At 59.7% G+C, this 14,372-nt stretch carries 7 protein-coding genes; 6 read left to right on the forward strand and 1 reads right to left on the reverse strand.

Annotated elements, in window-relative coordinates; genetic code table 11:
- Window positions 1-34 precede the first annotated feature (34 nt).
- The 4 genes from GRI69_RS16280 to GRI69_RS11615 all read left to right on the forward strand — a co-directional run bounded on the left by GRI69_RS16280 (window position 35) and on the right by GRI69_RS11615 (window position 10,994).
- Window positions 35-8,080, forward strand: coding sequence for a hypothetical protein (locus tag GRI69_RS16280; protein ID WP_160728446.1), 8,046 nt, complete (start codon window positions 35-37; stop codon window positions 8,078-8,080).
- Window positions 8,081-8,369: 289 nt separating this feature from the next.
- Window positions 8,370-8,543, forward strand: a complete 174-nt coding sequence (locus tag GRI69_RS11605) for a hypothetical protein (RefSeq protein ID WP_160728447.1) — start codon at window positions 8,370-8,372, stop codon at window positions 8,541-8,543.
- Window positions 8,544-9,060: 517 nt separating this feature from the next.
- Window positions 9,061-10,098 (forward strand): diacylglycerol/lipid kinase family protein, encoded by a 1,038-nt coding sequence (locus GRI69_RS11610; protein ID WP_160728448.1) that lies wholly within the window; start codon window positions 9,061-9,063, stop codon window positions 10,096-10,098.
- A complete protein-coding gene (locus GRI69_RS11615) occupies window positions 10,095-10,994 on the forward strand; it encodes a hypothetical protein (RefSeq protein WP_160728449.1) in 900 nt (299 codons plus the stop codon). The genes GRI69_RS11610 and GRI69_RS11615 overlap by 4 nt, the downstream gene beginning before the upstream one ends.
- 3 nt (window positions 10,995-10,997) lie before the next feature.
- Here the strand turns inward: GRI69_RS11615 and GRI69_RS11620 are convergent, their stop codons facing one another.
- Entirely contained in the window at window positions 10,998-11,495 is a 498-nt protein-coding gene (locus GRI69_RS11620) for a DUF2141 domain-containing protein (RefSeq protein ID WP_160728450.1), read from the reverse strand.
- A gap of 276 nt (window positions 11,496-11,771) precedes the next feature.
- Here GRI69_RS11620 and rpe point away from each other — a divergent pair, with 276 nt between their 5' ends.
- Together rpe and GRI69_RS11630 are read left to right on the forward strand one after the other, a co-directional pair.
- Window positions 11,772-12,434 (forward strand): ribulose-phosphate 3-epimerase, encoded by a 663-nt coding sequence (gene rpe / locus GRI69_RS11625; RefSeq protein WP_160728578.1) that lies wholly within the window; start codon window positions 11,772-11,774, stop codon window positions 12,432-12,434.
- A complete protein-coding gene (locus tag GRI69_RS11630) occupies window positions 12,431-14,365 on the forward strand; it encodes a heparinase II/III family protein (protein WP_160728451.1) in 1,935 nt (644 codons plus the stop codon). The genes rpe and GRI69_RS11630 overlap by 4 nt, the downstream gene beginning before the upstream one ends.
- The last annotated feature ends 7 nt before the right edge of the window (window positions 14,366-14,372 follow it).

The following is a 14,372-nucleotide window of genomic DNA, read 5'->3' on the forward strand; positions in this document are numbered from 1 at the left end:
TCGCATAAAGCCGTCATAATCTGGGGTCGATACTGTGGCTGATTTTACTGGTACCTCCGGCAATGATAACATTGTCGGCACTGCGGGTTACGATTGGATCGAAGCGGGGGCGGGCAACGATACGGTAACCGGACTTGGTGGGGCCGATTATATTTACGGCGGCGAAGGTAACGATGACCTCGATGGCGGTGACGGAGATGACTACATCGTTGGCGGTGAAGGGGCCGACACCATTAATGGAGGCGATGGCGATGACGAGGTTTACTCTTCGAGGTGGAACGGCCTTACAGATATTTTGCTTGATGGCGGTGCCGGCACCGATTTCCTGAATTTGGACATCGGAATATACGATCTCGCGGTCACCTTCAGCATTGCCGACCCGGCTATCGATCAGAACATTGCCGGCATCATCGTCCGCGGATTTGAACAAATCCATTACGTCGGTGGTGACGGCGTCGATACCGTCACCGGGGGCGCGCTTGACGACTTCTTTTTCGGCTGGGGCGGAGACGACACATTCAATGGCGGCGGCGGTGATGACATCATCAACGGCGGGGCCGGTAGAGACACGCTGAGCGGCGGTGACGGTAACGATACACTTCGCAGCGAGGCGTATTCTGGCGCAAACCAAACCGACATACTGATCGATGGCGGTGCAGGGATCGACTTTGCCGAAATCTCCAAAGTTCTCGCCACGACCGCAATCACGTTCGATATCACCAACTCAAATGTCTCGCAGACTATCGACGGAACTGTGGTCGTAAATGTCGAACGGATCGATTATTACGGTGGCAGCAACGTTGATACAATCACCGGCGGCGCTTTTGGCGACATCATTCACGGCAACACTGGAGACGACATTCTGTCGGGTTCTGGCGGAGACGACTTCCTGTATGGGCAGGAAGGCGACGACACGCTCGCGGGCGGATCTGGCACGGACCTTCTCAACGGTGGTGACGGCAACGACGACCTCGATGGCGGTGACGGAAATGACACGCTCACTGGCGAAGCAGGCGCCGACACTATGCGCGGCGGCAACGGAATCGACCAGATTTACGTTGTACTTGCAGCGGACGGTAGTTCCGACCTGCTTGCCGATGGCGGAGACGGCTACGACACATTAATCTACGATGCCACGCTTTACGGCACCGGGGCAGCTTTCGACCTCTCGGCAACGGGCGATAATGTCGCTCATGGCACCACTATCCGCAACTTCGAGCGGGTCCAGTTCTATGGTGGGACCGGTGCCGACACGGTTACCGGAACGGCTGGCAACGACGAACTCTACGGTAATCAGGGCGACGATATTCTTGATGGCGCCGACGGCAATGACCGGCTCGAAGGCAGTATCGGCAACGATACGCTGCGCGGGGGTGCGGGGAACGATATCCTGCTGGGCCAGGACGGTGATGACACACTGGAAGGCGGCGAAGGCAATGACCAGCTCGAGGGACTGGAAGGTTCCGACGCAATGTATGGCGGCGATGGGGACGATATAATTTACAGCCGCGATTATGCGGGCATGGCGAATGACACTATCGTTTCAGGTGGGCTTGGCGTCGATACGCTGGTCCTCGACCGAACGCTTAGCACAGCATCGGTAACTCTCGATTTCGGGAACGGCACCGATCAGCAGGCTGACGGGACGACCATCAGCGGCATCGAACAGGTCGTATTCTACGGCGGCACTGGTGATGACATCGTCACGGGCGGCAACCTTGCAGACGAACTGAACGGCGGAGTGGGCAACGACACATTGTCCGGCGGTGCCGGATCGGACGAATTGTACGGCGGTGCCGGCAGCGACAGCTACTTTGGCGGTGACGGCGACGATATCATCTACACCCAGATCGTGGACGGCGTGGTGGACACGCTGGTCGATGGCGGGTCAGGCAACGATTATGCCCTCATCGATCAAACCCTGAGCGTGGCGGCTCTGGTTTTCGACGCCGGGGCATCTGGTGACCAAGTGGTTGATGCCACCACGATCCGGTCGGTCGAACAGGTCGATTTCTATGCAGGTTCGGGCGACGATATTCTGATCGGCGGCGATTTTGCGGACGAGCTGTACGGCAATGCCGGCAACGACACTCTTTCCGGCGGTGATGGCGACGATGCGCTGTATGGCTCAACCGGAAACGATATCATTGCCGTTGGCGGCGGCAATGACACTGTCGACGGTGGCAGCGGAACCGATACTCTGGTGCTGACCGGAAACCGGGCCGACTATCAGATCACGGATGACAGCGGCACGGTCGAGATTATCGATCTCCGCTCGGGTTCGCCTGATGGGACCAATTCGGTGACCAGCATCGAAAGCGTCCAGTTTGCCGACGGTACCTTTACAATGACGGAGGTTGCAGTTCGCACCTTCTACGGGACTGAAAGTAACGACTATCTGACTGGAAGTACCGGTGCGGACATTATCTACGGATATGGCGGCAATGACACCATCAGCGGCGGGGCCGGTCCAGACACGTTTTATGGCGGCGATGGCGACGACACGATCAGTACTTACATTGAACCTGACGGCGTAGCGGACATCCTGGCCGACGGCGGTGCAGGAAACGACACCCTATCACTCTCTATTGTTTATAGCACAGAAGCTGCGAACTTCGATCTTTCACCAGGCGGCGAATTCGTGATCGCCGGGACGACAATCCGCGATTTCGAAACCTATCAGCTTAGTCTCACCGAGTTCGATGACACCGTGATACTCGGCGACGGCAATGACCGCGTTTATGCCCGCGCCGGCGACGATACAATCGTCGGCGGCATAGGCAACGACGTCCTTTATGGCGAAGAGGGCAACGACACGCTCGCTGGCGGTATGGGAGCCGACAGTCTCAACGGAAGCATCGGTGATGACTCCCTTACCGGCGGTTTGGGCAACGACAACCTAAATGGCGGCGCTGGTGCCGACACTATGGAAGCGGGCGAGGGTGATGACAGCGTAACCGTAGATGCCGACGACATCCTTGCCGATGGCGGTGACGGTATTGATTTGCTTAACCTGAGGGGCCTACACAATTTCACGCTCGACCCCAGCGGTGCCGATTTCGTTGCGGGTTCCTTGACGATCCGGAATTTCGAGATCGTGAGCTATTACAGCTCGGAAGCAATTGCGGCGAATATTACTGGCGGACAGTATAATGATACTATGACCGGCGGCGATGCTGGCGATACTTTTGTGGGCCTCGCCGGGAATGACAGGCTCAGCGGAGAGCTCGGCAACGACAATCTCAGCGGCGGGGATGGCGACGACACTCTCGAAGGCGACGAAGGCAACGACACAGCTCTGGGCGGAGCGGGCGCCGACGATATCGAAGGCGGTACAGGCAACGACAGTCTTGATGGCGGCGACGACGACGATCTCGTGGTCGGCGGCGACGGAGACGACATTGTTCGCGGCGGCGCAGGCGACGACCGGGTATTTGGAGATGAACAGAGTGAATACAGTTCGACCCAAGGCAGCGACACACTCTACGGCGATGCGGGCGATGACACGCTAAACGGCGGCGCCGGCATCGACGCGATGTATGGCGGCGATGGCGACGATACCCTGTTTAGCACCACACGCTATTATTTATCCGGAACCGGTTTTGTCTTCGAAAGCGTGACGGACAGTGTGATCGATGGTGGTGCGGGCTTCGATTTTGCGGAGATCATTCGGACCGGCAGCAGCGCGAATGTCACCTTCTCGATTGCTGATCCCAACATCGCTTCCACCAGCGGCGGGATGACGATTGTTGGCATCGAGCAGCTCGAGTATACTGGTGGCTCGGGACGCGACAACGTCACGGGCGGTGCGTATGCCGATATTATTTCCGGTGGAGAAGGCAACGATGTCCTGTCCGGCGGTGGCGGCAATGACGAACTGATCGCGGGTCTTGGCGCGGATTCGCTCTATGGCGGCGCGGGTGACGATACGCTGAGGTCGATCCAGCGATACAATGATGGCAGCGGCTGGGTTTACGATACAGCGCGCCCTGTGATGCTCGATGGCGGTGACGGTATCGACTTCCTGCAGATCGAACTGAATTCTTCGACCGGCACGAATATCTTCGACCTTTCCGATCCTGCAATTGCCTCAACGTCAGGCGGAACCACCATCGTTAATGTCGAACGCATCGACTATCGTGGCGGAACGGGCAGCGATATTGTGACTGGCGGCGCTCTTCTCGATATCATTTATGGCGGCGCTGGCGAAGATACACTTTCCGGCGGCGGATGGACTGACCAGCTATATGGCGAAGAAGGCGACGATACACTGCATGGCGGCGACGACAGGGACGTTCTGGTCGGCGGCGCGGGAAGCGATGCGCTCTACGGTGACGACGGCGACGATAATGTGACTGCCGATCACCTCGATAGCGTTGTCGACGGTGGCGCTGGCACGGACTATCTCAGGTTGGAAGCTTATGCGTCAACAGCCGCGATCACGCTGGACATTAGTGATCCGACACTGGTTCAGGTCACTGGCAATACGTCGATAAGTGGCTTTGAGCAGCTCCTTTTCTCAGGCGGAAGCGGAGATGCCGCTGTAACCGGCGGCGGACTTGCGGACACGCTAAATGGCGGCGCAGGGAACGACACTTTGCGTGGCGAGGGCGGCGATGACACCATCAGGGGCGGCGACGGGATCGACGCGCTCTACGGCGGCGACGGCGACGACAACATAACGGCCGACCTCGACGATAGTGTGATCGACGGCGGGGACGGCAATGACAGATTAACGTTCTTTGCCACCGGCTCTACCGGCAACATCAACTTTACAATGTCAAATCCGGATACCGCTACGATATTTGGCAGCACAACCATCAGCGGGATCGAGCAGTTCAGCTTTTACAGTGGTGCTGGAAATGACTCGGTCACCGGTGCCTCAGGCAACGATTATCTCAGGGGCGGCAGCGGCGACGATGTTTTGAGCGGCGGCGCTGGCAATGACATTCTGGATGGCCAATCCGGATTGGATACGCTTTATGGCGGCGCGGGCGATGACCAGCTGACCCTGAACATCGGCGATGCGCTCATCGACGGCGGAAGTGGTGAGGATTATCTTCGCGCAACTCTCTCCGGATTCAGCGGCGCGGTCATTCTCGATCTCACTTCCCAAGCCGATCAGCTTACGGCTGGGACAATCGTTCGCAGTATCGAACGGCTGTATATCGAAACTGGGGCAGGCAATGATGAACTGACCGGCGGCGACCTGGACGATTATTTCCGGACCAACGCGGGTAATGACATCGTGTTCGCCGGAGGCGGAAACGACTCAATTTATGGCACCAGTGGCCTCAATGAATTGCACGGCGGAACCGGGGACGACACCGTCAATGGCGGTGCCGATGATGATCAGCTCTTCGGCGATGACGGCGACGATTACCTGTATGGCGGCAATGGCGGCAACGACTACATCGAGGGCGGCGCAGGAAACGATAGCATCATTGTTTATAGAGGTGCGAATACCATCCTTGCCGGGGCAGGTGACGACGCAATCACAAGCGGTTACTCCGACCGCATTGATGATGTTCTGATCGATGGCGGTGCGGGTTTCGATCTGCTGACTATGAACCTTGAATACATGATTGGTTCTATTGTTGCCGATTTCTCTGACCCGTCCGCTGATCAGCTGATCGGAGCCACGGTCGTCCGTGGGATTGAGATCGTGGACCTTCAACTTGGCAACTACGCCAATGATGTCACTGGTGGCGCCTACGGAGACAGGTTGATTGGCGGCGACCTCGACGATCAGCTTACCGGAGGAGGCGGCGACGACGTCCTCGAAGGCAGGGGCGGTGACGATATTCTGCTTGGCGGTGCCGGCAACGACCACCTTTCCAGCGGTGGCGGGGATGACCTGATGTATGGTGGATCGGGCAACGACATACTCGCCGTTTCTGGTGGAAACGTCTTGGCTGATGGCGGGAGCGGTATCGATCTGGCGACCCTCTCTTTCCACTCACCCTACGAAGGGATCTATCTGGACTACGCGGGGCAGACGGGCGGGGTTTTTGTTACCTCGAACAATTCAACAGCAACACTGGTTTCGATTGAACGCCTTTCGGTATCCGCGACAAGCTTTGCCGATACCATTCTACTCGGCGACTATGATGACATCGCAGACGGTCGGGACGGGGATGACGTCTTGAACGGGCGCGCCGGGAACGATGATCTTCACGGTGGTAACGGTGACGACGAACTCGACGGCGACACTGGCGACGATTATCTCCGGGGCGGCAATGGCCATGATTTCCTGATGGGCGGCAACGGTGCAGACGAATTGTTGGGCGAGTACGGGGCTGATACACTTGAAGGCGGCGACGGCGATGATGTGATCGATGGCGGCTACGGGGCTGACATTATCAACGGCGGCGCCGGCAATGACCTCATGACTGGCGGTTACGGCGATGACGATGACTTCATCGATGGTGGCGGCGGCATTGACACCGTCAGTTATTCGGGTTCCCGCAACATCGCAGTTAATATCGACCTCGAGTTGAGCGTTCAGGCGTCGCATGAAGTTCTAGGGAGCGATACGCTGACCAACATCGAGAATGTTGTCGGTTCTAACCGCGCAGATAGCCTTGCTGGTGACGGCGGCGCAAATATGCTCGACGGCTCAGGAGGCAACGATATATTGACGGGACGCGGCGGCGACGATGTCCTCGAAGGTGGATATGGCGATGACTGGCTCGACGGCGGTGCAGGCAACGATACCGCGTCTTACGAAACGTCAGGTGGAGGGGTCTCGATTACTCTGGCGGTGCAAGGTGTTGCGCAAGAATTCTCAAGCAATTACGGCGCCGACACGCTTGTCGGGATCGAGAACCTGACTGGATCGGCCTTCGCCGACACGCTGACGGGCGACGCTGCACAAAACATCCTGACGGGCGGAGCCGGCGATGATTTGATTTTCGGCGCTGGCGGCAGCGACACGCTTGATGGAGGCGGCGGGGTCGATGATCTTGTCGGCGGCAACGGTTGGGACACGCTCGATGGCGGCGCTGGGAATGACAGGCTGGAAGGCGGCAACGGTAACGATTTTCTATTGGGCGGCTCTGGCTGGGATTCGTTGGAAGGCGGCAACGGCGACGATTTGATCAACGGCGGCAGCGGCAGCGATACCGCGACCTATGTTGGCGCGACGGCAGGCGTATCTGTCAGCCTCGCAACCAGCATTGCACAGGACACTGTGGGAGCAGGTATCGATACACTTTCCGGCATCGAAAATCTCACCGGCTCGTCTTTCGCCGACACGCTGACGGGTGATGAAGGGGTGAATTTCATTTTTGGCGGCTTGGCCGATGATGTGTTATCCGCCGGCGGGGGTTCGGACCGCCTGTACGGCGGGGACGGCGACGATGCCATGGTCGGTGGCAGCGGCTGGGACCAACTTATAGGCGCCGACGGCGATGATGTGATGACCGGAGGCAACGGCGGCGACCTGTTCAAGGGCGGCGCGGGCAATGATACCGTCTTCGGTGGCAACGGCACGGACCGCGCCTATCTCGGCAACGACAATGACACGGCTTGGGGCGGCGCGGGCGACGATCTTCTCCTCGGTCAGGTCGGCGACGACGTACTTTACGGCGATGACGGCGATGATAACCTAATGGGATCGATCGGCGCGGATTATCTCGACGGGGGAGCGGATAACGATACGCTTAATGGTGGCGGGCACGACGATATCTTGATTGGCGGCGCGGGCGACGATGTCCTCATCGGCAGCTGGGGCATCGATACTCTGACCGGCGGGACGGGAGCCGACACCTTCGTGTTCAATACCGGCCATACCGGTCGCTGGCAGGGAATTGCTGATGTGATCACTGATTTCAGCCAGGCTGAAGGGGACATCATCGACCTGTCTGCAATCGATGCGGTTGCCGGTGGCGCCGACGATGCCTTCATCTTCATCGGCAACGCGTCCTTTAGCGGAACGGCAGGCGAACTGCAGTTTTACACGTCAGGCGATGAGACTTTCGTATCTGGAGATACGGACGGCGACGGAGTGGCCGATTTCGTGATCGCCTTCAACGGAACCGATCTACCCGATCTGACCCCGGGTGATTTCATCCTGTAGAAGGTACTGGGCGCTCCCTCCGATTGAATTGCTCGTGCCTCGCTTGGTAAAAAGAAATGCTGATGGGCCGCTTCCCCGCGAAGAAAGTCTCTTCGCGAGAGGTGACGCAACTAGATTGGCAAGAGCTTTCACTCCTCAGCTTTCGCTGAAAACGGTGACATTGCTAGGGTCGCCTCCACAAGCCTTCCCATGTCCTGAACCCAATTGAGTGTAAGGAGGATTTCCCGCGGTCCCATATTTGTCGGCACACCCGGTACCGGCAGAACCCGGCGATTACGACGATAGTTGATTGCGATGCGCACCGCGCCGGACTTGGTCAATCGCCACCAACCCGTTCGTCTGGCCGTTTCTCGACCTGGACAATGCTGCAGGTCGCTACAATCGCATGACTGAACGTTCGGACCGTTCAGCGCTCTATTTCGATCCCGCGCTTGCGCCGTCCGAAGCGGACGATCTGCCGTAAGGTTCCTAACCCGAATTCCCGCGATCGGAAACCCAGATGGTCTAGCGGCCCAGTGGTTGCGCTCAATCAGAATACTAAAGGGCAGAGAAAGGAGATTTTGCCCCAACCGGTGCGGCAGCCAGTCGACGTCCTGAGCATTCAAGTCTGGTAAAAGGAAATACATCAAAAATTTTGGGCGGCGTCGGCTTTTGGGCCACTTGGATCAAGCCATTAATGGCGGCAATGAGGGCGCAAAGCTGCCGTTATTAGGGTAGGGAAACTAGAATTTCCCAATGATTACAGTGCCCATCACTTTCATGCCGGGTGCGCCAGCTTTTCCGGAATAATCGGTAGCTCCGTAGTTCACCGCAGGTTAGTCTGAACAGCGGCATGGCGCGCGTGTTGCTGCAGCGCAACAGGTTCTATGGATGCAACGCTGGCAATCCTTGCTGGAAAGATTACATTGCCGTGACAAAGTGTGACTCTTCGGAGAAACAACTGGGCTCGCCCGTCGCATTCGGGCAGAGGCGACGAGACTATGGAACGCACGATTTACCAGTTTGATCACCTTGCCCGCATTGCGGAAGGGGTTACCCGTGCGCCATCTTCCGTGCAGCCGGTCCATCAGGGCGGCCAAGCGGTAAGGGTCGGTGTGATCCTCAACCGCCGTAGCCATCAGAACAATGCTGAGCGCCGCGAATGCGAAGATCGCAGCAATGTCTCGGTCGTTCGCCCCGAAACACGCCTCGACATTGCACGTGAGCTGGCTCGGTTCGCCGACAGGGGAATCGACCTTCTGATTATCAGCGGCGGCGATGGCACGGTGCGGGATGTGTTGACTATGGGCCAGCCCGTTTTCGGATCGCGCTGGCCGAAAATCGCGGTGCTGCCGAAAGGCAAAACTAATGCGTTGAATGTCGATCTGGGATCGCCTTCCGACTGGACGCTGGCGCAGGCGATCGACGCCTATAGCACCGGGCGCACGGTCGAGCGTCGCCCCCTCGCCATCCGACGGGCTGGAACCGACGATCCGGCTATGTTGGGCTTCATCTTCGGGGCCGGTGCGTTCTCGCTCGGCGTCGAGGCCGGGCAGGATGCGCACCGGATCGGTTTCTTCAATTCGCTGGCGGTGGGGATGACCAGCGCCTGGGGTATCATGCAGGCGCTGTTCGGTAGCGATGCCAACCGTTGGCGTCGCGGGACGCGCATGGATCTGGCCTATCTTCCTTCGGGCGAAACAATGCCCCATTCACGCCACGGCGATCCGAGCCGTAGGCATGTAATGCTGGCGTCCACACTCGAGACCATGCCGCTCGACATAAAGCTGTTCGGCAAGAGGCAAGACGGCATCAGACTGGTCGTACTCGATCATCCGCGGCGACGGATCATGTTTTCCGTTCCCGCCATTCTCGCCGGCTGGCATCCGCGCTGGCTTCCTGGTGCCGGTTTGCACCATCTGTCGGCAAACGGGTTTGCGATCGACCTCGATGCGCCGTTCATCCTCGACGGCGAGCATTTCGCTCCGGGCAGCTATACGATCGAGCAGGGCCCCGAACTGACCTTCGTCGCGGGGTGAGCGAAAGCCTCCAGGATAGGATTTACGGGTCGCTCGCGCAGGACGTGCGCGGCGAAGTGGCCGCCTATGCGCGCATGCTCGCCGAAGAGGTTGGGGCGAGCGCCGTGCTGTTCTACGGATCGAACCTTCGAACCGGTTCACTCGAAGGCGTGCTCGACTTCTATGTCCTAATGCCTGGACTGCAAGAAGAACGGATATGGCCGCGTGTCGGTTATCGCGAGTGGCAATGCGAAGGTGAAATTCTCCGCGCGAAGATAGCCACGATGAGCCTGCGCAAATTCGCCCATGCTACCCGCGGGGAGAGTCGCGACACGACGATCTGGGCGCGCTTCGTGCAGCCGAGCGCCCTTGTCTGGGCGAGAGATAATGAGGCAAAGGCAGCGGTGGAGGATGCCATCGGTCACGCGGCGCGGACCGCGGCTCGATTTGCCGCAGTGCTCGGACCCCAATCCGGGATGGCGCTGGACTACTGGCGGTCCTTGTTCCAGGCGACCTACCGTGCCGAATTCCGCATCGAAAAAGCCGGTAGGGAAGATTCTATCCTATCGGTCAATGCGCAGCATTTCGCCGGATTGCTGCCCTTGGCGTGGGAAGCGGATGGCTTGGCTTTCGAGCGCAGCGACGATGGCAATCTGAGGCCGCTGATGGAGAAACGCCGCCATCTGGAGATTCTGGCGCAATGGCATGCGCGCCAGAGACTGGGCAAGCCGCTCAACATTCTTCGGCTGGCTAAGGCGACCACGACCTTCGAGGGTGCTGCGCGATACGGCGCCTGGAAGCTGGAGCGACACACCGGGATTGCGTTAGAGGTTACACCCTTTCGAGAGAGGCATCCGCTGCTCGCCATGCCCGGCGCAGCTTGGGAGCTGTGGCGCGCCCGTCGGCGCGCTGGCTAGCGTTCAGCGGTAACGCATGCGGATAGAGATATTCTCTACACCGCTACCGACATCAAAACCGACCTTCTTGTAGCTTGGCTTGCCGAGATTGAAGAGATTGATGCTCGGGTCATTCGACATGGCGCCGCCATCCCCGAAGATATCGGTTTCCCCGTCCCCGTCGAGATCATGGCGTACCGCGATGCCGTAGTGTCCAGGCTTGGGCAGTGGCATGCAGAATCGCATGGTGCCGGCCTTGGCGGGCGCTTCCATGCGGTACATCCAGCGGCCTTTTTCCAACCAGTCCTGCTTGGTTGCCCGGTAGGACTGAACCCGCATTCGGCCCTTGCTTTCCTTCACACCGGTGATGGAGACCATTACGGCAGGACCCTTGCCCGAAGCGCATTTGCCCGGATCGTGCGAGATTTTCTCCCGGTATTGCGCTTCGGCAGGCGATGCCAGAGTCAGTGCCGCGAGGGCTAGCGTGCCTGTACTTGCAATGGCTGCAATCAGTTTCTTCATACGGAAAGCCCCGTCAATTCTTGAGTGTGAGCGCAGGAATTAACTGCACTTTGTCGGCGGAAGCCCCGCCTCGATACACCCCGCTGCCTATCATTTTACGCTGAATTGCGGCTGAATTTCCCGTTCACCTTGGAAGGAGGAGCAATTGAGACGATCTGCGGCGACCGGCAGCGGTGGTTCGTGGATAAGCCGGGGGACAAGCTTGTGGAGACTTGTGGGAGAAGGGTATTCCGAATGCCCGCAGGCTCACCCCATTTCGATGCCGGACACGCGACCATGACCGCCCCGCTGATTTCACCCTCCATCCTCTCCGCCGATTTCGCCCGGCTTGGCGAAGAAGTTCGCGCGGTCGACGAAGCGGGAGCCGACTGGATCCATATCGACGTGATGGACGGTCATTATGTTCCGAATATCACGATCGGACCCGCGGTTGTGAAGGCGCTTCGCCCGCATACGGCCAAGCCTTTCGACGTTCATCTGATGATCGCGCCGGTAGACCCTTATCTGGAGGCCTTTGCCGAGGCGGGTGCCGACATCATTACGGTCCATCCTGAAGCCGGTCCGCACATCCACCGTACGCTTCAGGCGATCAGGAACCTCGGCAAGAAGGCGGGTGTGGTCCTCAACCCGGGCACTCCTGCGAAGATGCTGGATTACGTGATCGAGGAAGTCGACCTCGTGCTGGTGATGAGTGTCAACCCCGGTTTCGGAGGGCAAAGCTTCATCCACTCGCAACTGCGCAAGATCGAGGCGATCCGCAAGATGATTGAGAGGACTGGCAAGGACATTCGGCTGGAAGTCGATGGCGGTGTCGATCCGACGACCGCCCCGCTTTGCATCGAGGCTGGCGCAGACGTTCTGGTGGCTGGCTCTGCCACATTCCGCGGTGGGCCGGAAAAGTACACATCGAACATCGCTGCGCTGAAGGGCCGGGAATGAGCGAAGGGCACGCCGATCTCCTGAGCGCCGCGCGCGAAGATGCAGCTGAAGATATGCAGGTGGCCTTGCCGCTGTTCGACGAGCCCGAGCCGCATGTGGAAGCGAAGGAACGCGAGCTGGAGGTCGAGGTTCGCCAGCATGCCGAGCCGAAGCACGTCTACAGCACTCCCTCGCCATCCGAAACTTTAGTCGATCCCGAGCCTCTGGAGCCCGTCCGTGCTCTCGTCCCCGCCGACTTTGCGCTGCCTCATGCTGGACCGGTCGAGATGGCGATGCGCTGGGCCTACAAGCTTGGTGTGCCCGGCTCGATTCTCTGTGCGCCGCTGCGCAAGCCCGCCCGCCCTCGGTTCCTCGCGATGGTCGAGACGCCGCTCGCCGGGGATCGGGCCTCCGGGATGGCCCTGCGTGCTGGGTATGTCCAGGTTGCGGGACACAAGACGCTCATCACCAGACTTGATTTCGGCTCCCCCTCCAAGCTGGCCCCGCCCTTCGCCCGCACGGTTCATGGCTTCACCTGGATGCGCGACCTGTCTTCCTGTGCGCCGCGCGGACAATGCGCCGATACGTCGGGACGTCTCTTTCGCGAGTGGCTGAAGTCGAACCCCGGGCCCGGCAAAGGGCCCGCATGGGATGTTGAACTTGCCGGTTTGCGGCTGCTCAACTGGCTGGTTCATACGCCGGTCCTGCTTTCGGGTGAGGGCGAGAAGCTCAAGACGCCTCTTCTGGACGCGATCGAGGTTACAGCGCGCTGGCTCGACCGGCATGTACCGAACGGGCAAGATGGGCTGGCGCAGGTGACGGGCTGGACGGGCCTTGTTGCGGCCGGACTGCTGCTTCCCGACGGCAAGCCCCGCCGCTTGCATGCAGAAGCGGGCCTCCTGCGAATACTTGGCGAACTCGTCAGCGACGATGGCGGGGTGCTTTCCCGCAGCCCTTCGGCGCAGGCGCAGCTCATTGGCCTGATGGTCGACTTGGGGGCTTGCTACGAGGCGGTCAAACGGCCTCCGCCCGCTGCGTTTGCTGCTCTTCTGAGCCTGCTCGTGCCCGCGCTTCTGTCCCTGCGCATGGGCGACAAGGGCTTGGGCAGCTGGCAGGGCAGCGCCGCCATGAGCGAATCCGCACTGGATGCTCTCGTTACCGCGAGCTGCGTACGCACACGGCCGATGATGGATGCTCGCCACTGGGGATATCAGCGGGTGCGATCGCGCGACGGACTATTGGTCATGGATGCTGCGCCGCCGCCCAAGCCGCGTCATGCACGCCACGGCTGCTCTTCTACCCTGGCATTCGAGTTCTCTCACAGGACCCAGCGGATCATCGTCAATTGCGGCGGCGCGGAACTGGCGGGCGCGCTGGTCCCGGCGCGGATCGAACAGGGTCTTCGCGGAACCTCGGCCCATTCGACGCTGGTGCTCGACGAAGCCAATTCCACTGCCATCCTCCTCCACGGGCAGATCGGCAAGGGGGTCGAGGAAGTCGATTTCACTCGCGAGACGATCGGGCAGAACGGACGCAAGTCGGTCAAGCTCGAGGCGTCGCACAACGGATATGTCGCGCGCCACGGGCTGCTCCATCGCCGCATCCTCATCCTCTCCGACGACGGCAGCGAACTGCGCGGTGAGGACGTGCTCGAGCCTTCGGGACGCAAGGGCAAGCGCGGCAAGATCGCCTTTGCAATCCGCTTCCATCTGGGCCGCGGGATCGACGCAAAACTAACGGAAGACGCGATGGGCGTGCATCTGGCGCTTCCCGACGCAAGCTACTGGCAATTTCGCCTCGGGGGCACTAGCGGCGAAGCGCACTGCGTGCTGGAGGACAGCCTGTGGGTCGATGGCCATGGCCGTCCGCACGGCGTGCAGCAGATCGTGGTCGAAGGCATGGCCGCGCGCGGCGGGGAACGTTTCCCCTGGCTGCTCAAACGAATGGGGTGAATTTTTC

The organism is Qipengyuania vulgaris (assembly GCF_009827325.1).
Lineage (GTDB): Bacteria > Pseudomonadota > Alphaproteobacteria > Sphingomonadales > Sphingomonadaceae > Qipengyuania > Qipengyuania vulgaris.